The organism is Bradyrhizobium sp. USDA 4449 (genome assembly GCF_054056275.1).
This window is the reverse complement of sequence record NZ_JBSRYD010000001.1, coordinates 1000208-1023715: the sequence shown is the minus strand read 5'-3', so window position 1 is coordinate 1023715 and position 23508 is coordinate 1000208. Positions and strand designations below refer to the sequence as shown.

The window sequence follows — 23508 nt, the reverse complement described above, 5'->3', positions numbered from 1 at the left end:
CGGCCATCCTGCGGTGGGATCGGGGCGGCGGTTCGTCTGCCGCATCGCACTGACGGACTGGCGCCTTCGCGGGCCCGCCTTTGCTGCGCGAAATTTGATTTTCGCCTCGAATTTGGCTACCGCCTTTTCCCGTGGATACGCTCAGGGTCAGAGACGCCAAAGACGTCGAGGAGGCGGTGCGCGCGGCGATTGCCAATGAGCAGCCGCTCGAGATCATCGGTCATGGCAGCAAGCGCGGCATCGGGCATACGATGGCGACCAACGCCGTGCTCGATATCTCCGCGCTGAATGCGGTCACCTCGTATGAGCCCAGTGAATTGATCGTGACGCTCCAGGCCGGCGCGCCCCTGGCCGACGTGCTCTCGCTGATCGATGCCAAGAACCAGCAATTCGCCTTTGAGCCGATGAATACGGCCCCACTGCTCGGCGCGTCCGCGACAGGCACCATCGGCGGGATGATCGCGGCGGGCCTTGCCGGTCCGCGGCGGATCAGGGCGGGCGGGGCGCGCGACCACCTGCTGGGGGCGCATGCCGTCTCGGGCTTCGGCGACAGCTTCAAGACCGGCGGCAAGGTGGTCAAGAATGTCACCGGCTACGATCTCTGCAAGCTGCTGGCAGGGTCCTGGGGCACGCTGTCTGTCATGACCGAAGTGACGCTGAAGGTGATGCCGAAGCCTGAAGCCGAACGGACCCTGCTGCTGCGCGGGCTCGATGACGCCGTCGCCAACAAGGCGATGACTGCGGCCCTCGGCTCGCCCTATGACGTCTCGGGCGCCGCGCATCTGCCGAAACCGGCGTTCCGGGCCAGGACCGACGAGCTTGGCGAGGTTGCGGCCCAGGACGAGGCGCTGACGGTGTTGCGGCTCGAGGGCATCACGGCCTCCGTCAGCCACCGCGCCGGCTCGCTGCGCGAACTGCTGGCGCCGTTTGGAACCGCGACCCTGATCGAGGACGCCGCGTCGTCGGCGCTGTGGGCCACCATCCGCGATGTGCTGCCATTCGCGGCCGGCAGCGCGCTAGCCGCCTGGCCGGTGTGGCGGATCGTCTGTCCGCCGGCTTCAGGTGCCGCGCTCGGCACGCAATTGACGCGCGAGACCGGGGGCGAGGTCATCTACGACTGGGGCGGCGGTCTGATCTGGGCGGCGCTGCCGCCGAAGGCTGACGCGCATGCTTCCGCGGTGCGCCATCGGACCGATGCGTCCGGCGGGCACGCCACGCTGATCCGGGCGGCCGAGGACGTCAGGCGCGCCGTCGACGTCTTCCATCCGCAAGCGCCCGGTCTCGCCGCGCTGAGCGAACGGGTCCGCGCCAGTTTCGATCCGAAGTCGATCTTGAACCGGGGACGCCTGAAGCGGGACGCTACCGCATGAAAACCGAATTCTCACTCGCGCAACTCGCCGACCCCGACATTGCGGAAGCCGACAAGATCCTGCGCGCCTGTGTCCATTGCGGCTTCTGCACCGCGACCTGCCCGACTTATGTCCTGCTCGGCGACGAACTCGATAGCCCGCGCGGCCGCATCTATTTGATCAAGGAGATGCTGGAGAAGGACCAGGCGCCGACCGCTGAGGTGGTCAAGCATGTCGACCGCTGCCTGTCGTGCCTGGCCTGCATGACCACCTGCCCCTCGGGGGTGAATTACATGCACCTCGTCGACCAGGCCCGGGTCAGGATCGAGCAGCGCTACCAGCGGCCGCTCGCCGAACGGCTGTTGCGTCAGGTGCTCGCCTTCGTCCTGCCGGACCCGCAGCGGTTTCGCATCAGCATGCGGTTGGCACAGCTGGCGCGGCCGTTCGCCGTTTTCCTGCCGACCCCGCCGCCCTCGGCCACGCCAGGCCTGATCCAGCGCCTCAGGGCGATGCTGGCGCTGGCGCCGAACCGGCTGCCCGCACCCGGCCCGCTTCCGGGCAGCGTATTCGCGGCGCTCGGCAAGAAGCGCGGCCGGGTCGCGTTGCTCCAGGGCTGCGCCCAGCAGGTTCTGGCGCCCCGCATCAACCAGGCGGCCATCAACCTGCTCACCCGCCACGGCATCGAGGTGGTCCTGGTCAAGGACGAGCAATGCTGCGGCGCGCTCACCCATCACCTCGGTCACGATGATGATGCGCTGGCGCGGGCCCGCGCCAACGTCACGGCGTGGCAGAAGGAGGTCGCCGGCGAGGGGCTCGACGCCATCCTGGTGACCACATCCGGCTGCGGCACGGTGATCAAGGACTACGGTTATCTGCTGCGTGAAGACACCGCGTTCGCAGCCGATGCGGCGAAGGTGTCCGCGCTTGCGAAGGACATCACCGAGTACGTCGCCGGTCTCGGACTTGAACCGTCGTCGCGACAGGACAACATCGTCGTCGCCTATCACTCCGCGTGTTCGTTGCAGCACGGGCAGAAAATCACGGGGCTTCCGAAAGAATTGCTTTCCAAGAACGGATTCGTGGTGAAAGATGTGCCGGAGAGCCATTTGTGTTGCGGTTCGGCGGGGACCTACAACATTCTCCAGCCCGAGCTTGCGAGCCGGTTGCGCGATCGCAAGGTCGCCAACATCGCGAGCGTCGAGCCGGACATGATTGCCGCGGGCAATATCGGCTGCATGGTGCAGATTGCCAGTGGCACGTCAGTTCCGGTCGTACACACGATTGAGCTTCTCGATTGGGCTACGGGCGGGTCGCGGCCGGCATTGAATCCGTCGCGCTGAGCTTTCGCCTTGATGACGGTTGAAGGGCGCCCGATCGATCATTGTTCGGCGGCAACAGGAGGATCACGATGGCGAAAGCGAGCAAGAAAAAAAGCAAGAAGGCCAAAAAGGCCAAAAAGGTCGTAGCGGCGAAGAGGACGACAAAGAAGAAGGCGGCCAAGAAGGCAGCGAAGAAATCGGCCAAGAAGGCCGCGCCAAAGAAGGCCGCCAAGAAGACCGCCAAGAAGGCTGCGGCCAAGAAGGCTGTGAAGGCAGCACCGAAGAAAGCTGCAAAGAAGGCAGCTCCGAAGAAGGCAGCTCGCGCGCCGAAGCCGGCGGCTGCGCCGGCTCCCGAGCCCGCCGCGGAGACAAGCTGGGCGATGCCTTCGTCTGCTGCGGAGCCGACACAGGCCGACGGGCAAGGCTAGCACCGAGGCCAGGGACCACCGAGGCCAGGGACCACCGAGGCCAGGACCGGGCCTGAGCTCAAGACTGGGCTCAGGCTTGGTCGACGAAATGATCGACGACAGAAAGGCCGCGGCGGTGACGCTGCGGCCTTTTGCGTTGCCGCCACAGCGGCCTGAGAGTGCCGGTTTTTGAGTCAGTGATTCGTGGCACCCGTGCCACGCCGGCTCGGGCATACGTCAGAACCCGGACTCCCGTGCGCACTTGGCGTGGAAATAATGTGATCGAGAAGCAACACTGGCTGGCAACCTTTCGTGGAATCGCCATAACGCCTAAAAAGTCGGCAGTTGCTCTCGTTTTTTGCTTCTCGCTTTGCGCGCCTCGCTTCAAATTGCCGCTGTAACGCAATTTTGCAGACACGTCGTACGCCCCGGGGGGCTTCCGGGATCCGACTGAGTAGAACTGGTGATGGGGATCGAAATGAAGAAAGTGACTTTGTTGGCAACGGCGCTGGCAATGGTGACGGGCTCGGCTTTCGCAGCGGATATGCCTTTGAAGGCTGTGAAGGCTCCCCCTGCGCCCGCGTTCGATCCCTGGGATATCGCCTTCGGCGGCGCGGCCATGAACGACTACATCTTCCGTGGCGTGACCCAGTCGAACCACAAGCCGTCGGTCGCGGCCTATTTCGAGCCGCGCTACAATGTCACCAAGGACCTGCAGCTCTATGTCGGCCTGTCGGGTGAGAGCATCTCCTTTGCCAACCGGGCCGCAGCTGAAATCGACGTCTACGGCGGTATCCGCCCGACCTTCGGCGCGTTTGCCTTCGACATCGGCGTCTGGGGTTATCTCTATCCAGGTGGAAACTGCGCCGACAACGTCCCCGGCGGCGGCGGCTCCTGCCCGGTCAGCGCCAACACGATCTTCCTTGCCAACGGCAACGTCATGAAGAAGGACGTCAGCTTCTTCGAAGTCTACGGCAAGATGACTTACACCATCAACGACAACTGGGCGGTCGGCCTGAACGAGTACTACTCGCCGAACTTCCTGAACTCCGGCGCCTGGGGCGACTACGCCTCGATCACCGCGAAGTACACCGCGCCCAGCACGATCTTCGGCTCGAGCGGCGTCGGCATGTATGTGTCGGGTGAATTCGGTCGCCAATTCCTCGGCACCAGCGATGCGTTCTACGGCACCACCTTCACCAATCCCGGCTTTGCCGGTCCGTTTCCGAACGGCATCAAGTACGCCGACTACAATACCTGGAACATCGGCGTCGGCTTCACCTACAAGGTGTTCACGCTCGATCTGCGCTACTCCGACACCGACCTGAACAAGGGCAATTGCAACGCCTTCACCAGCGCCTTCAATGGTTCGGGCTCGAACAATATCACCGCCATCAACCCGACTGGCGTCGGCTCCAACTGGTGCGGCGCCGCCGGTATCGCCAAGCTGTCCTTCGACCTGACGGCGATGACGAACCTGAAGTAGGCTTCTTCCCGAAGCGACTCGAAAAAGGGCGGCAGAGCAATCTGCCGCCCTTTTGTCTTGGGGCGCTCCGTCATCGCGAGCGTAGCGAAGCAATCCAGTATCCCTCCGCGGAAGCAGTCCGGATTGCTTCGTCGCATCAGCGCAAAATTGCTTCGCAATTTTGTCGCGAGCTCCTCGCAATGACGAGGCCCGAGTTGGGGGCGCTCGGAGGGGGGCGAGGCAGCGGCCCATCCGTTCTTTCGGCGCGACAGCCGACGACGAGGGACGCGCCTCAGCGCGCCGTAGTTGGCTCCGGCTCGGCCGGTGCGCCGCCATTGCCCAGCACATGGATCGCGCCGTCCTTCACCATGGTCACCTTGCGGGTGTGGAACGCATCGAGCGTCGAGCGATGCCCGATTGAGACGATGGTGGCCTGCGGCAGCCTTTCCGTCAGCAACCTGTAGAGCCGTGCCTCGGAGGGCTCGTCGAGCGAGGCGGTGGCCTCGTCCAGGAACAGGTAGTCCGGCGCATGCAGCAGCGCGCGGGCAAGCCCCAGGCGCTGCTGCTCGCCGAGCGACAGCATCCTGTTCCAATGGCCTTCCTCAGTGAGCCGCTCGGCGAGGTCGGGCAGGCCGACTGACGTCACCGCGTCCCTGATTCGGGTCGCCTGAAACGCGCCGGGCGCTGCCGGGTAGATCACCGCGTCGCCCAATGCACCGACCGGGAAATAGGGGCGTTGCGGCAGCATCATCAGCTTCGCCTGCGCGGGGATGACGATGCTGCCGGTGCCGAATGGCCAGATGCCCGCGATGGCGCGGAACAGCGTCGACTTGCCGGAGCCCGACGGTCCGGTCACGAGCACCCGCTCCGGCGTCTGGATGGCGAAACCGTCGGCCGCGACCAGCGGCGCGCCGTTGGGCAGGTTCACGCAGAGCTTGTCGAGGCCGATATTCCGGCTGCCGCCCGCTGCCTTCAGTTCAATCGTCGGCTCATGCGCCGATACGTTTGCCGCTGTCGCGACCGACATCTCGAAGCCGTCGAGACGAGCGACGATCGAGCGCCATTCCGCGAGCGATCGATAAGCGACGACGAAGAACGACAGCGCACCCTGCACGCTCGAAAACGCCGATGCGGTCTGCATCATGTCGCCGAGCTGGATCTTCTTGGCGAAGAAGGCGGGCGCGACCAGCACGTAGGGAAAGATCACGGCGGCCTGCTGATAACTCGCCGTGAACATCGTCAGGCGCTTGGTCCGGCTCATGATCGCGTACCAATTGCCGATCACGAAGCCGAAGCGATCCAGCAGGCGGCTGCGTTCGGCGCCTTCTCCCTTCAGCAATGCGATCTGCTCGGAGTTCTCGCGGACGCGGACGAGGTTGAAGCGGAAGTCGGCTTCATAGCGCTGCTGCTCGAAATTGAGGTTGACCAGCGGTGCGCCGATCCAGTGGGTCAGCGCCGTGCCGAAGATCGCGTAGATCAGCGCGCCCCAGCACAGATAGCCCGGGATCATGTAGTCGGTGCCGAACAAATGCAGTGGCGCGGCGTTGGAGAGACCCCAGAGGATGATGACGAAAGAGAACAGCGTCACGATCGACGAGAGCAGGCCGAGGCCGATGGTCAGGGTCTGCTCTACGAAGTTCTTGACGTCTTCCGTGATGCGCTGGTCCGGGTTGTCGGCGGCATCGCCCTTGAGCTGCATGCGATAGTGCGTGGCGCCCTGGAGCCATTCGCCGAGATAGTGCCGTGTCAGCCATTGGCGCCAGCGGATCTGCAGCCATTGGTTCAGATAGAGCTTGTAGACGGCCAGCGCGATGTAGACCGAGGCGAGTCCGATGAAGATCCAGATCTGCGTCACGAAGGCGTCGAGGTCGTTCGCCTGGAGCGCGCTGTAGAACCGGTTCTGCCACTGGTTCACGAGCACGTCGATCGCGACCAGCGCCAGCTCGATCGTGATGACGGCGGCGAGCAGGCCGCCGCCGGCCCATTTGTCCTCCGACCGGAAATAAGGGATGGCGATTCGCCAGACGGTCGCGAGCGTGGCGCGGATGTTGTTCACAGAGTGGGATCTCCTGAGGGATATTCACGGCGGCCCCAAAAACCAAGCGGCCGAGGCCATGGCAGAAGAGGGGCGCGCTTAGACTAAAGTCGCAAGTCGTGCAATTTGCGTTGGCGAGCCGCGGCTCGCAACCCTAGCATGGGCACAACGGCATGGGGTGGGGGGCCTCCAGCTTTTCGCGAGCTTGTGAGCGGGCGGGAACCGCGGTTCTCGCGAGGAATTCGCGTTCAACTCGGGGGTTATCGCTTCCAGCGCCAAGCAGGCTCGGCTGTCCACGCGGGCCGCCTGCCGTACACATGCGTGGGGGAGGAAGACCATGTGGAATCAAATCTATGACCCGCTGCACAGCCCTGTGCTGTCGACGATGGCGGCGGCGGTACCCGTCGTCACGTTGCTGGTCCTGATCGCGAGCGGGCGCGTTCAGGCTCACATCGCAGCCATCATCGCCGTGATCGTGACCAACCTGATCACGATCTTCGTTTTCACCATGCCGGTGAACATGTCGATCCGCGCCTCGATCCTGGGCATCGTGACCGGCTTCTTTCCGATCGGCTGGATCGTTCTCAACGTCATCTTCCTCTATCAGGTGACGGTGACGACCGGGCGGTTCGAGCTGCTCAAGCGCGCGGTCGGCGGCGTCACCGAGGACCGGCGCCTGCAGTTGCTGCTGATCGCCTTCTCGTTCGGCGCCTTCTTCGAGGGTGCATCGGGCTTCGGTACCCCGGTGGCGATCACCGGCGCCGTGCTGATCGGTCTCGGTTTCTCGCCGCTCGCGGCCTCCGGCCTGTCCCTGATCGCGAACACCGCGCCCGTTGCCTTCGGCGCGCTGGGCACACCGATCCAGGGCCTCGCCTCCGTCACCGGGCTCGATCCCTACATTCTCGGCGCCATGGTGGGACGGCAATTGCCGCTGTTCTCGCTGATCGTGCCGTTCTGGGTGGTGTGGGCGTTCGCGGGCTGGAAGGGCATGAAAGACGTCTGGCCGGCCATCCTCGTTACCGGCGTGACGTTCGCGGTCCCGCAATTCGTGATCTCGAACTTCGTCAATCCCTGGATCGTCGACATCGGCGCGTCGCTGATCTCGATGGGCGCGCTGATCCTGTTCCTGAAGGTCTGGCAGCCGAAGCAGCTGTGGCTGTCGCCGGCGTTGCGCGGACGTGATGAATCGGCAGCGACCATGGCCTCGGCAAAATCGCTCGACAGGACGCCGCTGACGCAAGCTGAGCTCCTCAGCGCGCTGTTGCCGTGGTTCATCGTCTGCGTCGTGATGCTGATCTGGGGCAATGGTGCCTTCAAGACCTGGGCGAACGGCATCTTCACCTGGAACTACGCCGTCCCTGAGCTGCACCAGATGATCAACAAGATGCCGCCGGTGGCGCCCGCGCCGACCAAGGAAGCCGCGGTGTTCGGCTTCACCTATCTGTCCTTCACCGGCACCGGCATGCTGATCGCGGCGATCATCTCTGGCTTCCTGATGGGCGTCGGTCCTGGCCGGCTGCTGGTTGAATACGGCCGCACCATAAGGCTCTGTGCGATCTCGCTGATCACGATCTCGGCGATGCTCGCGATCGGCACGCTGACGCGCCTCTCCGGCGTCGACGCGACGCTGGGACTCGCCTTTGCCGCAACCGGCGTGCTCTATCCCTTCTTCGGCACGCTGCTCGGCTGGTTGGGCGTGGCGCTGACCGGATCCGATACATCGTCGAACATCCTGTTCGGCAACCTCCAGAAGATCACCTCGCAGCAGCTCGGCCTGTCGCCGATCCTGATGGCGGCGGCGAACTCGTCCGGCGGCGTGATGGGCAAGATGATCGATGCGCAATCGATCGTCGTCGCCTCGACCGCCACCAACTGGTACGGCCACGAAGGCACGATCCTGCGTTTCGTGTTCTGGCACTCGATCGTGCTGGCCTGCCTCGTCGGTGTGTTCGTGACGTTGCAAGCCTATGTCTATCCGTTCACGGAGCTCGTCCTGAAGTAGCAGGCGACGGGCGGCTTCGACGCAAATCCCCGCTGGACCTTTCCGGCGGGGATTTTTGTGTCGTGAACCCACGAACCTTCTCAAAGGCTTCTTCCTCTTATAGAAGACCCGGCAAATCGGGTCGGTCGAGAGGTCTCATGGTGTCGTTGAAGCAGATGGTGTGTGGCGCGGCGGCGTTGCTTGTGATGTCCGCGGTCGCGCGTGCGGAAGAGGGCTTTCCCTTCGGCACCGAGATGACGATGGAGGCCGTGCCGCAGCCCGGCTCGAAGCGCATCCCGAACCTCGAGATCGGCGACAATGGCGAGGTCGTGCTCGAACTCTGGTGCAAGGGCGGCAAGGGTCAATTCTCGGTGGCGGGCAACACCGTGATCTTCGTTCCCGGCGCAATTCAGGATCGGTCCTGTCCGCCGGCCAAGGCCCAGGCCGATGACGATCTCGTCGCGGCGCTCGCCGCCGTCGAGACCTGGAAGCGCCAGGGCGACATGCTCACGCTGATCGGCCCGAAGACGCTGCGTTTCCGCGAGAACGGGAATTAGCTCGCTCATTCGTGTCCCGGACAAGGCGCATCACTGGGGTGCTGCGCTGCGTCGGGGCACGAGAGCTTCGCCTACTTCCAGACCGACTTGTCGGCGTCCCAGCGCTGGCCCTTCAGTTCCCGGGTGAGCGCATCCACCGAGCCGTCGTCGTCGGGCTGGTCGCCTTCCTCGTCGGCTGCCGCCTCGTCGGATACGTTGAGCTTGGCGCCGGTGCTCTCGTCGGCGGTCGTGGTCGAGGGACTGCCGATCCAGACGATCAGCTTGTCGGTTGCTCCTGGCTTGTCGGCGGAGACGAGGCCCGCAACCTCGATCGTGTCGGTGAGCTCGAGCGCCGGGAAATCCTGGTTGGGCCGCTTGAAGACGAGCTTGAGCTTGCCGGTTGAGGCGCTGAAGCTCTGCGAGACCGGCTTGGCCGCGAGCGTCTTGCTCAGCACGCCGGCGATCGCGGTGGCGAGCTTGTCGCGGTTGATCTTGTCGCCGTCGCGCCAATCGGCGGCTCCGATGCGGATGGTGCGATCCATCTCCACGAGCCCCGCGGTCCAGCCGGCGGCGGTGACGCCCGGCATCGCCTTGAATTTCGCGAGCAGCGCCGCCGCGTGCTCAGGATCGACCGACATGTTGATGGTCTGCTCGCCGGCACGCAGCGCGTCGCAGCCGACGGAGAGACTTGCCAGCGTCACCTCGACGTCCTGGCCCTTGAGGCTCTTCAGGAAGTCGGTCGCGGCATCGAGCTTGACCTTGACGGCGATCGCTTCGGGCGAGACTTCGGTAAAATCCTTCGGCTGCGGCGTGATGCCGTCGTCGGTGGTCTGGTTGTCCAAGAATTCCTTCTCGCTGAGATCGGCATTGTCGGGCGAGGTCACCTCCGTCACGGCCTGACCGATGCCGATCTGGCCGCGGAATTCGAACGTGTCGCCGGTCGGCTTGCGGGTGAGCTTGACCGTGACAGGCGCCTTCGCGCCGAGGCTCGTGGTCGTGCCGGTCAGCGTCTGGCCGGAGACCTGGAGATTGACGACGAAGCGGTCCTTGCGGTCGGAATTCTTCGCCACGGGATAGCAGACGTCGAGCACGGCCGCGGTAACCGTCTTGCCCTGCCGCGTCTCCTTCAGGATCACGTCGGCGTTGCCGTCCATCAGCCCGTCGATCGAGGTGAAGTAGCGTGTCTCCACGCCGCCGGGTGCCGCGGCCTTCGGCGACAGCTTCATCTGGGCGGACACGAGCCCTGGCGAAATCACCAGCAGGGACGCCAAAACAGCCGTCGGGCAAAACAGAAGCGCGCGCATTGACGAAATCCTCGAACGAATGGAATCGGGCGCCACCGTAGTAGCACGGCCCACGATCGGCAAAAAAGAAGGCCGCCCGGAGGCGGCCTTCGCAACATCGTCAGGTCAGGATGGGCTTAGAAGCCGCCCATGCCGCCGCCGGCCGGCATGGCGGGCGAGGCGTCCTTCTTCGGGGCTTCGGCGACCATCGCTTCGGTGGTCACCAGCAGGCCGGCCACGGAGGAAGCGTCCTGCAGCGCGGTGCGCACCACCTTGGCGGGATCGATGATGCCCTTCTCGATCATGTCGACATAGTCCTCGGTCTGGGCGTCGAAGCCGAACGTCTCGGACTTGTTCTCCAGGATCTTGCCGACCACGATCGAGCCTTCCACGCCCGCGTTCTCGGAGATCTGACGGATCGGGGCTTCCAGCGCCTTCAGCACGATGTTGATGCCGGCCTGGACGTCGGCATTGGCGTTGGTGAGACGGCCGACGGCCTTCTTGGCGCGCAGCAGGGTCACGCCGCCGCCGGGGACGATGCCTTCCTGCACCGCGGCGCGGGTGGCGTTGAGCGCGTCCTCGACGCGATCCTTCTTCTCCTTGACCTCGATCTCGGTCGCGCCGCCGACGCGGATCACCGCGACGCCGCCGGCGAGCTTGGCCAGACGCTCCTGCAGCTTCTCGCGGTCGTAGTCCGAGGTGGTCTCCTCGATCTGGGCCTTGATCTGGCCGACGCGGGCCTCGATGTCGGGCTTCTTGCCCGCACCGTTGACGATCGTGGTGTTCTCCTTGTCGATCACGACCTTCTTGGCGCGACCCAGCATCTTCACCGTGACGTTCTCGAGCTTCATGCCGAGGTCTTCGGAGATCAGCTGGCCGCCGGTCAGGATCGCGAGATCTTCGAGCATGGCCTTGCGGCGATCACCGAAGCCCGGCGCCTTCACCGCGGCAACCTTGAGGCCGCCACGCAGGCGGTTGACGACCAGGGTGGCGAGAGCTTCGCCCTCGACGTCCTCGGCGATGATGACGAGCGGCTTGCCCGACTGCACCACGGCTTCCAGCACCGGCAGCATGGCCTGCAGCCCGGAGAGCTTCTTTTCGTGCAGGAGGATGTAGGCGTCCTCGAGCTCGGCGGTCATCTTCTCGGGATTGGTCACGAAGTAGGGGCTGAGATAACCGCGGTCGAACTTCATGCCCTCGACGATGTCGACTTCGGTGTCGAGCGACTTGTTTTCCTCGACGGTGATGACGCCCTCGTTGCCGACCTTCTGCATCGCCTGGGCGATCATCTTGCCGATGGCGGCATCGCCGTTGGCCGAGATGGTGCCGACCTGGGCGACCTCGGAGGAGGCGGCGACCGGCTTGGCGCGCTTTTCGATGTCCTTGACGACGGCCGCAACCGCGCTGTCGATGCCGCGCTTGAGGTCCATCGGGTTCATGCCGGCGGCAACCGCCTTGGCGCCTTCGCGGACGATGGCCTGGGCCAGCACGGTCGCGGTGGTGGTGCCGTCGCCGGCGAGATCGTTGGTCTTGGAGGCGACCTCACGCACCATCTGGGCGCCCATGTTCTCGAACTTGTCCTCGAGCTCGATCTCCTTGGCGACGGTGACGCCGTCCTTGGTGATGCGGGGCGCGCCGAAGCTCTTCTCGATGACGACGTTGCGGCCCTTGGGGCCGAGCGTCACCTTGACGGCGTTGGCGAGAATGTCGACGCCCCGCAGCATGCGATCGCGCGCGTCTCCGGAAAACTTGACGTCCTTGGCAGCCATGTTCTGCAATCCCTGTTCATTCGTGATGTGTCGTGCGTGGTGATATCAGGCGGAATGATGGATGCCCGGACCTGATGATCCGGGCATGACATTCAGCGGCTGTTCAGGCAGATGGCCTTAGGCCATCACGCCCATGATGTCCGACTCCTTCATGATCAGGAGATCTTCGTTGTCGATCTTGACCTCGGTGCCCGACCACTTGCCGAACAGCACGCGGTCGCCGACCTTGAGGTCGATCGGGATCAGCTTGCCAGCCTCGTCACGGCCGCCGGGGCCGACGGCGACGATTTCGCCCTGGGACGGCTTTTCCTTGGCGGTGTCGGGGATGATGATGCCGCCCTTGGTCTTTTCCTCGGCGTCGATACGTTTGACCACGACACGGTCATGCAGCGGACGAAATTTGGACTTAGCCATGACGTTTCCCTTTGGAGGCTCGCTTCTCTGAAAGCAGCGGAAGTGGGTGGGGGCGGCGCCGCCGTTCCCCCTCCCGAGGGTCGCACGGCGCGCTTAGCAATCGGGCTTTCCGAGTGCTAATAGTGCGCCACGGAAATATGGCTTGGCCGCGATCCTGTCAAGCAAAGGTGGTTAAGCGATTGGTGAGGCGGATATAGGATGGTGGCAATAGAAATTCGTTCGGAGCGCCGGCGTGTAGTAGGACGTCATTGCTCCGGCAGCGGTTTTGCGCTTGGCTGCGGGAGGGGCGCGGCCAAAGGCTTGCTTGGGGGAATGCCATGATCAGTTCAGCTCACGCGCGCACGGTTGCCAATCTGGCGGCGGCCTCTTGCCTTGCGCTGCTGCTGGGTGCCTGCGGCGGCGGCATGAGCCTGCCGTCCTTCTCGTCGTCCCAGCCGGCGCCCGAGGCTGAGCCCGGCACCGGGCCGGAAATGCCGGCCTCCATCCGCGCCGACGAGATCGTCGGCCGATGGGGCCTCGCCTCGTTCCAGAACCCGGCCGACCGCGCCCGCACCGAAGCGGCCGCGCGGGCCCAGTGCAAAAATCCCTACGTGATCGGCGCCGGGTCCTCCGGCGGCGTGATCATGCATCTCGCCGATCAGGCGACGCCGCAGGAGCTGCGGCTGAAGGGCTCGCCGAGCGGCAAGAACTATATCGGCCCCCCCGGCCCGACGCCGGGCGAGCTGGATCGCGAGGTCGTCTCCTTCGACGGTCGCGTCATGATCACCCGCTTCGTCGACAAGGACGCCGCCACCCGCTACGGCAACATGGTCTACGTTCGTTGCGCGCCGCGGGCGTGATGTCTGACGTCCCCTCTCCCGCAAGGGAAGAAGGAAGGGGTCTCGCAATGACAGCCCAAAACAAAAAACGCCGGCTTGCGCCGGCGTTTCGTTTTTCTGATCTCGCGTTCGCTCAGTCGAACAGCGCGTCGATATCGTCCTGCGAGGCGTGACCGACGTCGCCGGCGAGCTTCGGACCGTTGAGGAGCTTTTCGTCTTCACTGCGGGTGTCGACCGGCACCGGCGCGTGGGACTTGATGGCGTCGACGCCGCCCCAGATGTCCATCATCGAATTGATGTGCTGCTCGATGAACTTCATCGTGTTCATGACCTTGCTGATACGCTGGCCGGTCAGGTCCTGGAAGTTGCAGGCTTCGAAGATCGAGATGACGCGTTCCTGGATGTCGTCGGCGAGCCGCTTCTGCTGGTCGGCCGATTGCACCTTGGACATGGCGCTCGCGGCCTGGTCGATCGATTCGGCCGCTTCGAGAATTTGCTGGGTCGCCTGCTCGGTACCGCCGACCACCGCGCCGAGCTCGCCATTGACCTTGGCCATCTCGCCGCCGTCGAAGCTCTTGCCGTGCAGGGTCGCGATCTCGCGCTTGGTGCGGTCGATGGCGTCATGAATGAGGTCGAGCTCGACCTTCAGCTTCTCGCATTGCTCGATCTGGGCCCGGTAGGTGTCGAGCAACGCGCGCGTCTCCGCGACTTCCTGCGCCACGACGCCTTCGCTCGGCGGCAGCGCGGGCTGACCGCTTCGGGCCATCTGTGCGCGGATCGCGCGCAGCTCTGCCATGATCTCGGTATGCATCGGGCCCGACTCGTCGGTTACGTCCAGAACTGGCATCTCGCCACCGGCGATATCCTCGACACGAAAACGCTTGCGGTGAACAGCCATCAGGATACTCCCCCACCTCACTCACGCGTCTTTGTAGGCAGAAGCAATTTAACACGAGGTTCACGTCCGGAAGTGTGGTGCGGCCGCGTGCGACGGCGTGCAAACGCGCGATTAACCATGAGGCTTTGCGCTTCATCGAAAATAAACGCTGATCGCCAAATTGCACCGCCGTTCGCGACGTGGTGAATCGAAACGGCCGCTGCGTTTACCAAACGAAACGGAGTTTGCTCTTTATTGACCACGTCGAGGACGCCAACAACCAGCGCGTTCGGCGGCGAATGCAACGAGACGAAACAGTACAGAGTACGTCGATGTTCAAGAAAATGTCTGTCGCGCTGCTCGGCAGCGCATGCGCCTTCATTGTCGGCGCTACCAGCGCGAGCGCCTTCGACAACAGCGTGCCGAACGATCCGCCTGCAGTGCTCTACCAGCGGCAGGTCGCTCCGGCGCCGGTGCGCGTCGCCTCCAATGCCAACATGGGCGGCGGCTTCATCGAGTTCCTGTTCGGCGATGGTCCCGGCCGCGGTCCGGCCTATTCGCCGCAACAGCCGATCTATCAGCAGCAGCCGGCCTATGCCGATCCGCGCCGGATGCCGCCGATGGGCGAACCGCAGATGCAGGGTGCATATCAGCAGGGCGCAAGCTACCAGCAGGAGGCGGTCGATCCGCGCCAGCGTCCGTTCGATCCGAAGTTCGAGAAGCAAGTTGTCGACTATAGCGGCAAGGAAAGCGCCGGCACGATCGTCGTCGATTCCAACAACAAGTTCCTCTATCTCGTCGAGGGCAACGGCCGCGCGATGCGTTATGGCATCGGCGTCGGCCGCGAAGGCTTCACCTGGACCGGGGTGAAGTCGATCACGGCCAAGCGCGAATGGCCGGACTGGACGCCACCGGCGGAAATGATCGCGCGCCGCCCCGATTTGCCCAGGCACATGGAAGGCGGTCCGGAAAATCCGCTCGGCGCGCGTGCGATGTATCTCGGCTCGACGCTCTACCGCATCCACGGCTCCAACGAGCCCTGGACCATCGGCACCAACGTCTCCTCCGGCTGCATCCGCATGCGCAACGAGGACGTCATCGACCTCTACGGCCGCGTCAATGTCGGCACCAAGGTCGTGGTGATGTGAGCGCCTGACCTTCCAATAAAAACGGCCGCCTCACCGGCGGCCGTTTCTGCTTGGCGCTGGCGCAGCCTCACGCGTAATCGCTGCCGCCGTCGTCTCCGCCGCCGAAATCGCTATCGTCGGCGACGTCCGTATTGCCGTCGTCGTTGTTGTCGAAATTCTGGTCGTTGTTGTCCTGATCGTTCGATCCCTGGTCGAGGAAGCCCTGACGGGAATCCCGGTTCGATCCGATGTCATCGAGGCCGGCATCGCGCGCGAGCGAGCCGCCGGACTGGTCGCCGCCCCAGGGACCGCCACCGCCGCGTTCCTCGATGATGGTGGTGTCGCCAAAAGCCTGATGCGATCCGCCGCCCATCATGCCGCGAATACTGGAGAGCAGCAGCGAGCCGCCGACCACGCCGGCGGCGGCTGCCGCCGCGGTGCCGAGAAACGAGCCGCCGCCACCACCGACCGGCGGGGCGCCGTAACCTTGTCCATACCCCTGACCTTGCCCGTAAGCCTGTCCATAGGGCGGCTGGCCGTAACCCGGCTGGGCCTGCTGCATCGCCTGGCCGCTGTTCCAGACCGGCCGCTGCTCGCGCGGCGGCACGTTCGGAACCGAGCCGCGCGACGGACTCGAGCCGAACAGCGTGTCGCGCATCGTATCCAGGAAGCCGCCGGACTGGGGCTGCTCCGGCGCATGGGCCGCTTCCAGCTCCTGGATGCGGTTATGTGCGCGCCTGAGCGCCTCGTCCTGCAGCAGCGTGGTCTGCACCAGCGCATAGACCGCGCCCGGCGCCTTGCGCAAGCCGTCCGAAATCGCGGCGATCGCGTCGGGATCGCGCGGTGCATTTTCCAGCTTCGAAAGCCGGTCGAAAAGCTCGTCCACGAGCTGGCGTTCCTGCGGCGTCATGGTCATCTCCCTCGCGCGAAACAAGCGCAAGCGGGATGTAGGGTTCCATTGTGGCCCCAACAGTGGCCGCCGGATTAAATTTCGGTATGCGACAAATGGGCCCGTGGCTTGGCTTTCGCCGCTTTCATCCCAATGTCACATGACTGGTCGCGAGCAGCTGCGCGAAGGCGTCGCTGGCGAGATAGCCATGCTCGCGCTCCCGGACGTCCGTCATCGGGTCGAGACCGGTGAGGATCTCGTCGACGAAGCCCGGATGGCACATCACGAGGCCGCCCTCGGGAAGAGCCTCGAGGAATTGGCGCATCAGCGCGCCGAAATCAGCCGCCCGCGTGAAGTCGTAGGCCCCCGCAAAGGCAGGATTGAATGCGAGACCGGCGCGCCCCGCACGCTTGCGGAATTGCGCGCTGAGGATATCGAGCACCATCGCCTTTGGAGACGTCAGCCGTTGCGCCAGCGGCAGATCCCGGCCGCCCTGGCGCACCCATGCCTTCGGCGCGATCTCCGCGACGGCCTCGACAAAGCCGTCACGCACTTGCGGAAACAACTGCACATGCTGATGGCCGTCGACGAAGTCGGGCGCGCGGCCGAAGGCTTCGGCAAAGGCCGCAAGCTGTGCCCGCACCTCGTTGCGAAAAAATTCGCTGTCGAGCCGCCGCATCAATCCGGCGCGCAGCAGCTTTGGAAAGGCCATGAACATGTCGCCGTCGAGCGGACGGAAATGCATGGTGAGCGGCCGGAATGGCGCCGATAGGGTCACATGCAAACCGATCGCGCAGCGCGGGCTTGCCTCCGCTACGGCCTGAAGGGTCTCGACCTCGTGCGGCGCGATCGCGGGACCTACCATCATCACCGAGGTCGCATTGAGGCGGCCGCGTTCGATCAGGTCGCGGATGGCGCGGTTGACGCCCGGGCTGATGCCGTAATCGTCGGCGCAGAGCCAGATCCGCCGCGGCGCTGCCGCAGCCGCGCTCATTCGGCCGCCGTCCTGTTCGGCGCGTCGGTGGCCTTGTCGGCCTCGAAGTGCTTTTCGCTGTGCTCGGCGACGAAGTAGATCGGACGCGCTTTCAGCTCGGACAGGATCTTGCCGATATATTCGCCGACGATGCCGATCATGATGAGCTGCACGCCGCCGATCGTCATCAGGCCGACCACCAGCGAGGGATAGCCGGGCACCTGCTTGCCCGTCGTGAACACTTCCCAGAGGATCGAGAGCCCGAACAGGAAGGCGATGCCGGCCAGCAGCACGCCGAGCAGGCTGGCAAAGCGCAGGGGCGCGACCGAGAACGACGTGACGCCCTCGATCGACAGGCCGAGCAGGCGCGCGGCGCTGAACGTCGTCACGCCGTGGACACGCTCTGCTGGCTCATAGTCGACGCGGATCTGACGGAAGCCGATCCAGCTTGCCAGTCCCTTGAAGAAGCGGTTGCGCTCCGGCAGCTGCCTGAGGGCCGCGACCGCGCGGGGCGACAGCAAGCGGAAGTCGCCGGCGTCTTCCGGGATTTTCTGGCGGGCGCCCCAATTGATCAGCGCGTAGAAGCCGCGCCCGGCGAGCCGCCGCAGGAAAGGTTCGTTGTCGCGGTGCGCCTTGGCGGTATAGACGACGTCGTAGCCGTCCTCGATCCAGTGCCGCACCAGCTGCTCGACCAGATCGGGCGGATGCTGGCCGTCGCCGTCCATGAACATGACCGCGCCCAGGCGGGCATGGTCGAGGCCGGCCATCAGTGCCGCCTCCTTGCCGAAATTGCGCGACAGCGAGACGACCTGGACGTCGACCGCGTCAGCCGGCAACGAGCGCGCGACCGAAAGTGTCGCATCCGCGCTGCCGTCGTCGACATAAACGACCTCGCAGGCAAGGCGGTAGCGTTGCCGCAGGGTCTTGGCGATGTCGCAGATGCGCTGGTGCAGGACGGCAAGGCCGGCCGCCTCGTTGTAGACAGGAACGACAATCGACAGCCCTTTCGCAGCCGCAGTCGCCGCGGTGGTGGTCAGGCCGGAAACGTCAGAGCCCAGCGTCATTGATCGGGGTTCCAGAGGGCGTTCGAGATCATCTCAACAGCATATGATAGCTGAGGGTTGCTGTCGCTACGCTGAACGGAGCAGCTCGACACCTTTGGGCTCACTGCCGCAGGAACGCTTCGAGCTTGGCGAACAGCGGGTTCTCCCGGTCGAACACGTAGTCGAGCGAAACCACGGAGACGGTCTCGGCGCCATGTTCGCGCAGGAAGCTCGCGAGCGCATAGATTTGCCCGGGCGGGCAGTGCAGCGTGAGCATTCCCGACGATGTCGGTCCGCCGAACGGAGCCACAACGCCGAATCGGCTGTGAGCTTCGCCGAGCAGGGCCGCGTCGCATTGCCGGAAGCGGGTCCGGACCTCGCGGTACTTGTTGGCCCGCGCCCGTGCCGCGATGTGGTCGAGGATGACGCGCGCGGTCTCGCGGGCCTGCGGCGACCAGTCGGCGTCCTTCGAGGCGACCAAATTGGCCTGGCTGCGCAGGATCACGCCGTCGTCGAGCACCCGCAAGCCGTTGGCGGCGAGCGTCGCACCTGTCGTGGTGATGTCGACGATCAACTCGGCGCTGCCAGCCGCCGGCGCGCCTTCGGTCGCGCCCGCGCTTTCGACGATGCGGTAATCGGCGATGCCCTGCTGCGAGAAGAACGCGCGCGTGAGGTTGATGAACTTGGTCGCGACCCGCATCCGCATGTGATGCTGCTCGCGGAAACCGGTGGCGACGTCGTCGAGATCCGCCATGGTGCGCACGTCGATCCACGCCTGCGGCACCGCGACCACGACGTCGGCATAACCGAAGCCGAGACCGTCGATCAGCGACACGCGCGTCTCCGCATCGGCGATATTCTCGCGCACCAGGTCCTCGCCGGTGACGCCGAAATGCGCGAGGCCGCGGGACAGCTGCGATGCGATCTCGCTCGCCGAGAGATAGGCGACTTCGACATTGTCGAGGCCCGCGATGGTGCCGCGATAGTCGCGGGCGCCGCCGGCCTTGGACAGCTTGAGCCCGGCGCGGGCGAAGAAGGCCTCGGTGTTTTCCTGCAGGCGGCCCTTGGAGGGAACGGCCAGAACGAATGGCGCGCTCATGACTTAAGCTCCCACCTTGCGGCCGATCCTGGTCAGCGCATCGACCCAGACCGAGAAGCCGACGGCCGGAATGGGGGTCCGCGATCCGAGCTGGGTCATCAGTCCATCATAGCGGCCGCCGGCAACCAGCGGCTCGGCGCCGTTGCCCCGGTGATGCAGCTCGAACTCAAAGCCGGTGTAATAGTCGAGCCCACGCCCGAACGCGGTCGAGAAGCGCGTGGTCTTCACGTCGATGCCGCGCGCGGCCATGAAGCCGACCCGGCTCTCGAGCTGGTCGATCGCCCCGGCGAGGTCGAGCTTGGCGTCGGCGGTGAGCGCGCGCAGCGCGGCGACGGCCTCATCGGGATTCCCCGAGATCGACAGGAAGCGCTTCAGCACGGTGATCGCCTCGCGCGGCAACGCACCGCCCTTCAGCGTCGATTGCTCGAGGAAGCGGTCGGCGATCTCGGCCGTGGTACGGCCGCCGACATTGGTGGTGCCGGCGATCGACATCAAATCGGTGACGAAGGCCAGCGCCGCCTTGCGGTCGGAGCCGGCGAGGGCGGCCAGCACGCCCTCATATTCGCTGCGGGTCGCGGTGGTCTCGGCTGCCAGCCGCTCCAGATCCTGCTCGAGGCTGATCTTGCGGTTGAAGTCCTTGACCAGGCGGCGGCGCCAGACCGGATAAAGGTCGAGCGCGTCGAGCAGAGCGTTGAACAGCGCGACGTCGCCGGTCCGGATCTCGACGTCGCGCACGCCGAAGGCGGCGGTCGCCTCCAGTGCCAGCGCCAGCGTCTCGGCATCGGCGGCGGCGCTGTCCTGGCGGCCGAACGACTCGATCCCGGCCTGGAGGAATTGACTGCTGTGGCCGCTGCGGTAGCGGAACACGGGACCCAGATAGCTGAACCCGGCCGGCTGGCCGGCGCGGCTGGAGGCGAGGTAGTCGCGCGCCACCGGGATCGTCAGGTCCGGGCGCAGGCAAAGCTCCTCGCCCGACAGGTCCGTGGTCAGATAGAGGCTTTTGCGGATGTCCTCGCCGGACAGGTCGAGGAACGGCTCGGCCGGTTGCAGGATGGCGGGCTCGGCCCTGACGTAGCCGGCCTGCGCAAACGACAACAGCAGCGTATCCGCCCAGGCGGCGGAGCCGGCAGCATTCGAGGTGGCAGTCGCGGTCATCTCTGGGGTCCATGGTTCCGGTGGAACCGGGCGAGGGCAGGGGTGCCAGGGAGGCACAGGATTTCGCGCAGCCCTTAGCATGGCCGGAAAACGGTTTCGACCTCCAAAGGATCAATCGCTTAACGAGTTTGGAGCCCCTCACGTACGGTAACAAAATACCTTGTGCTGAGATGGGCTGCTGGCAACGGTGGCCGATGCGCTATGAATGTTTGGGCATCTCCAGTGGCGTCGGATGCGGCCTCGTCAGCGGGCCGCTGCGCCCGATCGAGCATTCAGTGCGGTTCGCCTCCATGCACCCGCGTCCGCAGGCCCACGAGATCATGATGAAGATTGAGCGTGGCTGGCAAATTGCCGCATACTCAATTTGGGTATGTCGGATGATACGTCCGCTGCAGCCATCGTTTACAAGATGAATGCTGGTTTCCGATTCATGCGCAATACTTCAGACATCATCCGGACGGTCTCGCGACACACACTGGCCTACATGCTGTTTTCGATCAGCGAGATGTTCCGGAATTACAACGAATTCGATCCGATGGACCTTCTGATCGTTCATGCGATTCTCAATGCGAACGTCATCAACGTGATGAACGATCCGGCGCTGGACGAGAAATTTTCCAGCATTCACACGGTCGAGCCGGATGTGATCAAGCAGGGCGTGTCCCGCGCGGCGCTCTCTCGCTTCCTCAGCCTGCCGCTGGAGACGGTTCGCCGTCGCGTGACGGGGCTGAAGAGACGGAAAATTCTGGCGGAGACCAAGGCGGGGCTGATCGTGACCGAGCAGAACGCATTCAAGTTCGGCAACAACCACGAACTACAGAAGACCAACATGTTGCTGCTCACGAAACTGCTTCGCGATCTCAAGCGCGCCGGCATCAATGGGCCGGATGATTTGCGGGCGCCCGAGCGCGCTGCAGCGGCCGGGAAGGGGAGGTAAGCGGCAGGACGATGGATCGGAGCCCTCTCAACATTGCTTGCGATGAAGCGCAGAAGGGCGCCTCGGAGTGCGCGTTGTCGTTCCAGGGCCTCAAGCCATCCACCGCGCTCGAGCTCCGGTCGTATGACATCGATCATTTCGGCGACAGTGAGAGATATGCCGGCGCATCCAGCATGCCCTTGTCTGCTGGCTCGACGGCGATCATGCGCGCGCGGCTCAGTCTTCCGAACCTGAGCCTGTCTCTGGTGAAGACCTTCCCGCGGATTATCCGTGGCTATCAGCTCGCGCATGCCGCCGCCGTGGTGGTGCCGATGGATCACGTCACCTCGACCCGCATCAACGGGCAATCGATCGGCAGCTCGGTCGTCATTCTGAAGGGGGTATCCGACTGCCTGGTCTATGAGCCGGTCGGTCGTCTGATCGGTGTCGTCTACTTCACGCCGCCCGCGTGCGAGCCCTGGTGCCATCTGGATGATGGTTATCATTTGCTGAGCCTGGCCTCGAACGAGCTCGCCTCTTTGCGTGGCCTGATCTCCACGACCCTCGAAACCGCCGCCAACGATCCGGACTATTTGGCCCGGCCGGCGTCGCAAACGGCGCTCGAACAATCCCTGCTCAGCGCGATGGATGCGGTCATTCGCTCCGGCGTAAACAGCAAATCCGTGCATGCCACCACGGCGAGCTACCTGCGGATCGTCGCCGACATGGAAAGACTGATCCGGCACGATCTGACGATCTGGCTCAAGATGACCGAAATGGCAGAGCGTGTTGGCGTGTCGGTTCGCACGCTGCAGAGTGCGACGCAGGCCATCTGCGGCATGAGCCCGCATCGCTATGGCCGGGTCCTGCGACTCTGGTCGGTGCGTAGGCAGTTGCGCGTCGGTCCGGGACGACGCAGCGTGAAGGCCTGCGCGATTGCACATGGCTTCTGGCATCTCAGTGAGTTTGCGGCGAGCTACAGGGCCGCGTTCGGAGAGCTGCCCTCCGAGACCCTGAATCGATCGCTGCGCGAGCACAGCTGACGCAGGGATCGCAATCCTGGTCCGTCATGGAAAAGGGCTCGATCGGCTTGCTCGGTCACCTCTCCCCAACGGGGAGATGTGAGCCCTGGCCGGCATCCATCAACAAAAACTCATCCGTTTTCAGCTGCCCCTGCCGCCCCAGTCGCCCAGTACAGCCTGGACCAATGCCAACGCCGCGACCGCAGCCGTGTCGGCGCGCATGATCCGCGGGCCCAGGGCGAGCCGCAGGATTTTCGGTTGCCGCAGCAGCAGGGCACGCTCCTCCTCGGCAAAACCGCCTTCAGGGCCGATCAGCACGTCGAGACCTTGGCCGGTCTGGCGGGCATCCAGCAGGCTCTGAATGGGGCTTTGAAGCTCCGCCGCCTCATCGCAGAAAATCAGCAAGCGTTCGGCCGGGCGCTGACTGAGATAGCGGTCGAGCGGCACCGGCTCGTTGACCGTGGCGATGCTCAAAATGCCGCATTGCTCGGCCGCCTCGACGGCGTTGGCGCGCATGCGCTCGGTGTTGACCCGGGAGGCCTGGGTGAACCGGGTCAGGACCGGTTGAAGCGTGGCGGCGCCCATCTCGATGGCCTTCTGGACCATATAATCGAGCCGGGCATGCTTGAGCGGGGCGAAGACGTAAGCAAGATCAGCCGGCCGGTCCTGGGGCCGGACCTGCTGGAGAATGATGAGGTTGTCGGGCCGCTTGCGGCCGTCGATGGCGGCCTGCCATTCGCCGTCACGGCCGTTGAACGCCAGGACTTCGGCCCCGGCGCCAAGCCGCAGCACGTTGCCGAGATAGTTGCTCTGGTCGCGGTCGAGCGGAACCCTGGCATCCTGAGCCAGGGGGGCGTCGACGAACAGGCGGGGGCCGCGAAAATCGTAGGAAGGCATCATTCAGGTCCGATTTGTTGCCGTTTCTTAACCGAAACCGGTCCATTGGGGGTAAATATCGCCCGATTGGTGCGTCGGCACGCCGCGCTCTTGCCCTATTCGGCGGGTTGTTAAGCGCCGGCAGGAATCGTAAG

The 23508-nt window shown here is 64.7% G+C and carries 21 protein-coding genes; 10 read left to right on the top strand and 11 right to left on the bottom strand.

Going from position 1 to position 23508, the window contains the following annotated elements; translation table 11 throughout:
- Positions 1-131 precede the first annotated feature (131 nt).
- From ACVIIW_RS04850 to ACVIIW_RS04835, 4 genes are all read left to right on the top strand, one after another.
- Positions 132-1370: an FAD-binding protein gene (locus ACVIIW_RS04850; RefSeq protein WP_456699698.1), complete on the top strand. Its 1239-nt coding sequence runs from the start codon at positions 132-134 to the stop codon at positions 1368-1370.
- Positions 1367-2689, top strand: coding sequence for a glycolate oxidase subunit GlcF (gene glcF / locus ACVIIW_RS04845; RefSeq protein WP_456699697.1), 1323 nt, complete (start codon positions 1367-1369; stop codon positions 2687-2689). The genes ACVIIW_RS04850 and glcF overlap by 4 nt, the downstream gene beginning before the upstream one ends.
- A gap of 68 nt (positions 2690-2757) precedes the next feature.
- Entirely contained in the window at positions 2758-3096 is a 339-nt protein-coding gene (locus ACVIIW_RS04840; protein WP_456699696.1) for a histone, read from the top strand.
- A 457-nt stretch (positions 3097-3553) separates the two neighbouring features.
- On the top strand, positions 3554-4561 hold the full coding sequence (locus ACVIIW_RS04835; RefSeq protein ID WP_456699695.1) for a TorF family putative porin: 1008 nt from the start codon (positions 3554-3556) through the stop codon (positions 4559-4561).
- A gap of 271 nt (positions 4562-4832) precedes the next feature.
- Here the strand turns inward: ACVIIW_RS04835 and ACVIIW_RS04830 are convergent, their stop codons facing one another.
- On the bottom strand, positions 4833-6596 hold the full coding sequence (locus ACVIIW_RS04830; protein WP_456699694.1) for an ABC transporter ATP-binding protein/permease: 1764 nt from the start codon (positions 6594-6596) through the stop codon (positions 4833-4835).
- A 316-nt stretch (positions 6597-6912) separates the two neighbouring features.
- On the opposite strand from ACVIIW_RS04830, the gene ACVIIW_RS04825 reads away from it, so the two are divergent.
- Both ACVIIW_RS04825 and ACVIIW_RS04820 read left to right on the top strand, forming a co-directional pair.
- Positions 6913-8577: an L-lactate permease gene (locus tag ACVIIW_RS04825; protein ID WP_456699693.1), complete on the top strand. Its 1665-nt coding sequence runs from the start codon at positions 6913-6915 to the stop codon at positions 8575-8577.
- A gap of 137 nt (positions 8578-8714) precedes the next feature.
- On the top strand, positions 8715-9113 hold the full coding sequence (locus ACVIIW_RS04820; protein ID WP_456699692.1) for an META domain-containing protein: 399 nt from the start codon (positions 8715-8717) through the stop codon (positions 9111-9113).
- A gap of 71 nt (positions 9114-9184) precedes the next feature.
- On the opposite strand, the gene ACVIIW_RS04815 is transcribed toward ACVIIW_RS04820, so the two are convergent.
- The 3 genes from ACVIIW_RS04815 to ACVIIW_RS04805 all read right to left on the bottom strand — a co-directional run bounded on the left by ACVIIW_RS04815 (position 9185) and on the right by ACVIIW_RS04805 (position 12558).
- A complete protein-coding gene (locus ACVIIW_RS04815; RefSeq protein ID WP_456699691.1) occupies positions 9185-10396 on the bottom strand; it encodes a hypothetical protein in 1212 nt (403 codons plus the stop codon).
- 116 nt (positions 10397-10512) lie between these two features.
- The gene (groL, locus tag ACVIIW_RS04810) at positions 10513-12144 is read right to left on the bottom strand and encodes a chaperonin GroEL (RefSeq protein ID WP_456699690.1); all 1632 of its coding nucleotides are present in this window, start codon (positions 12142-12144) and stop codon (positions 10513-10515) included.
- Positions 12145-12261: 117 nt separating this feature from the next.
- A complete protein-coding gene (locus ACVIIW_RS04805; RefSeq protein WP_092229977.1) occupies positions 12262-12558 on the bottom strand; it encodes a co-chaperone GroES in 297 nt (98 codons plus the stop codon).
- 317 nt (positions 12559-12875) lie between these two features.
- Here ACVIIW_RS04805 and ACVIIW_RS04800 point away from each other — a divergent pair, with 317 nt between their 5' ends.
- Entirely contained in the window at positions 12876-13397 is a 522-nt protein-coding gene (locus tag ACVIIW_RS04800) for a hypothetical protein (protein ID WP_456699689.1), read from the top strand.
- A 112-nt stretch (positions 13398-13509) separates the two neighbouring features.
- On the opposite strand, the gene ACVIIW_RS04795 is transcribed toward ACVIIW_RS04800, so the two are convergent.
- Positions 13510-14274, bottom strand: coding sequence for a protein phosphatase CheZ (locus ACVIIW_RS04795; protein WP_456699688.1), 765 nt, complete (start codon positions 14272-14274; stop codon positions 13510-13512).
- A gap of 311 nt (positions 14275-14585) precedes the next feature.
- On the opposite strand from ACVIIW_RS04795, the gene ACVIIW_RS04790 reads away from it, so the two are divergent.
- The gene (locus ACVIIW_RS04790) at positions 14586-15401 is read left to right on the top strand and encodes a L,D-transpeptidase (protein ID WP_456699687.1); all 816 of its coding nucleotides are present in this window, start codon (positions 14586-14588) and stop codon (positions 15399-15401) included.
- Between the two features lie 67 nt (positions 15402-15468).
- On the opposite strand, the gene ACVIIW_RS04785 is transcribed toward ACVIIW_RS04790, so the two are convergent.
- The 5 genes from ACVIIW_RS04785 to ACVIIW_RS04765 form a co-directional block, all read right to left on the bottom strand.
- Positions 15469-16290 carry a DUF2076 domain-containing protein gene (locus ACVIIW_RS04785; protein WP_456699686.1) on the bottom strand — a complete coding sequence of 274 codons (822 nt, stop codon included), beginning with the start codon at positions 16288-16290 and terminating at the stop codon, positions 15469-15471.
- Positions 16291-16414: 124 nt separating this feature from the next.
- Positions 16415-17263 (bottom strand): ChbG/HpnK family deacetylase, encoded by an 849-nt coding sequence (locus ACVIIW_RS04780; RefSeq protein WP_456699685.1) that lies wholly within the window; start codon positions 17261-17263, stop codon positions 16415-16417.
- Positions 17260-18306: a glycosyltransferase family 2 protein gene (locus ACVIIW_RS04775; RefSeq protein ID WP_456699684.1), complete on the bottom strand. Its 1047-nt coding sequence runs from the start codon at positions 18304-18306 to the stop codon at positions 17260-17262. The genes ACVIIW_RS04780 and ACVIIW_RS04775 overlap by 4 nt, the downstream gene beginning before the upstream one ends.
- Before the next feature lie 100 nt (positions 18307-18406).
- The gene (gene hisG, locus ACVIIW_RS04770; RefSeq protein WP_456699683.1) at positions 18407-19384 is read right to left on the bottom strand and encodes an ATP phosphoribosyltransferase; all 978 of its coding nucleotides are present in this window, start codon (positions 19382-19384) and stop codon (positions 18407-18409) included.
- Positions 19385-19387: 3 nt separating this feature from the next.
- Positions 19388-20539, bottom strand: a complete 1152-nt coding sequence (locus ACVIIW_RS04765; RefSeq protein ID WP_456699682.1) for an ATP phosphoribosyltransferase regulatory subunit — start codon at positions 20537-20539, stop codon at positions 19388-19390.
- Between the two features lie 430 nt (positions 20540-20969).
- Here ACVIIW_RS04765 and ACVIIW_RS04760 point away from each other — a divergent pair, with 430 nt between their 5' ends.
- Positions 20970-21476, top strand: coding sequence for a hypothetical protein (locus ACVIIW_RS04760; RefSeq protein ID WP_456699681.1), 507 nt, complete (start codon positions 20970-20972; stop codon positions 21474-21476).
- Positions 21477-21679: 203 nt separating this feature from the next.
- Positions 21680-22498 (top strand): helix-turn-helix domain-containing protein, encoded by an 819-nt coding sequence (locus ACVIIW_RS04755; protein ID WP_456699680.1) that lies wholly within the window; start codon positions 21680-21682, stop codon positions 22496-22498.
- 120 nt (positions 22499-22618) lie between these two features.
- Here the strand turns inward: ACVIIW_RS04755 and ACVIIW_RS04750 are convergent, their stop codons facing one another.
- A complete protein-coding gene (locus ACVIIW_RS04750) occupies positions 22619-23374 on the bottom strand; it encodes a 16S rRNA (uracil(1498)-N(3))-methyltransferase (RefSeq protein ID WP_456699679.1) in 756 nt (251 codons plus the stop codon).
- Positions 23375-23508 lie beyond the last annotated feature (134 nt).

What these genes read in the sequence shown, in the direction of transcription:
- glcF (WP_456699697.1), top strand. Translation starts at nt 1,367, where the DNA reads ATGAAAACCGAATTCTCACTCGCGCAACTCGCCGACCCCGACATTGCG.
- ACVIIW_RS04840 (WP_456699696.1), top strand. Translation starts at nt 2,758, where the DNA reads ATGGCGAAAGCGAGCAAGAAAAAAAGCAAGAAGGCCAAAAAGGCCAAA.
- ACVIIW_RS04835 (WP_456699695.1), top strand. Translation starts at nt 3,554, where the DNA reads ATGAAGAAAGTGACTTTGTTGGCAACGGCGCTGGCAATGGTGACGGGC.
- ACVIIW_RS04825 (WP_456699693.1), top strand. Translation starts at nt 6,913, where the DNA reads ATGTGGAATCAAATCTATGACCCGCTGCACAGCCCTGTGCTGTCGACG.
- ACVIIW_RS04820 (WP_456699692.1), top strand. Translation starts at nt 8,715, where the DNA reads ATGGTGTCGTTGAAGCAGATGGTGTGTGGCGCGGCGGCGTTGCTTGTG.
- ACVIIW_RS04815 (WP_456699691.1), bottom strand. Translation starts at nt 10,396, where the DNA reads ATGCGCGCGCTTCTGTTTTGCCCGACGGCTGTTTTGGCGTCCCTGCTG.
- groL (WP_456699690.1), bottom strand. Translation starts at nt 12,144, where the DNA reads ATGGCTGCCAAGGACGTCAAGTTTTCCGGAGACGCGCGCGATCGCATG.
- ACVIIW_RS04805 (WP_092229977.1), bottom strand. Translation starts at nt 12,558, where the DNA reads ATGGCTAAGTCCAAATTTCGTCCGCTGCATGACCGTGTCGTGGTCAAA.
- ACVIIW_RS04800 (WP_456699689.1), top strand. Translation starts at nt 12,876, where the DNA reads ATGATCAGTTCAGCTCACGCGCGCACGGTTGCCAATCTGGCGGCGGCC.
- ACVIIW_RS04795 (WP_456699688.1), bottom strand. Translation starts at nt 14,274, where the DNA reads ATGGCTGTTCACCGCAAGCGTTTTCGTGTCGAGGATATCGCCGGTGGC.
- ACVIIW_RS04790 (WP_456699687.1), top strand. Translation starts at nt 14,586, where the DNA reads ATGTTCAAGAAAATGTCTGTCGCGCTGCTCGGCAGCGCATGCGCCTTC.
- ACVIIW_RS04785 (WP_456699686.1), bottom strand. Translation starts at nt 16,290, where the DNA reads ATGACGCCGCAGGAACGCCAGCTCGTGGACGAGCTTTTCGACCGGCTT.
- ACVIIW_RS04780 (WP_456699685.1), bottom strand. Translation starts at nt 17,263, where the DNA reads ATGAGCGCGGCTGCGGCAGCGCCGCGGCGGATCTGGCTCTGCGCCGAC.
- ACVIIW_RS04775 (WP_456699684.1), bottom strand. Translation starts at nt 18,306, where the DNA reads ATGACGCTGGGCTCTGACGTTTCCGGCCTGACCACCACCGCGGCGACT.
- hisG (WP_456699683.1), bottom strand. Translation starts at nt 19,384, where the DNA reads ATGAGCGCGCCATTCGTTCTGGCCGTTCCCTCCAAGGGCCGCCTGCAG.
- ACVIIW_RS04765 (WP_456699682.1), bottom strand. Translation starts at nt 20,539, where the DNA reads ATGACCGCGACTGCCACCTCGAATGCTGCCGGCTCCGCCGCCTGGGCG.
- ACVIIW_RS04760 (WP_456699681.1), top strand. Translation starts at nt 20,970, where the DNA reads ATGCGCAATACTTCAGACATCATCCGGACGGTCTCGCGACACACACTG.
- ACVIIW_RS04755 (WP_456699680.1), top strand. Translation starts at nt 21,680, where the DNA reads ATGCGCGCGCGGCTCAGTCTTCCGAACCTGAGCCTGTCTCTGGTGAAG.
- ACVIIW_RS04750 (WP_456699679.1), bottom strand. Translation starts at nt 23,374, where the DNA reads ATGCCTTCCTACGATTTTCGCGGCCCCCGCCTGTTCGTCGACGCCCCC.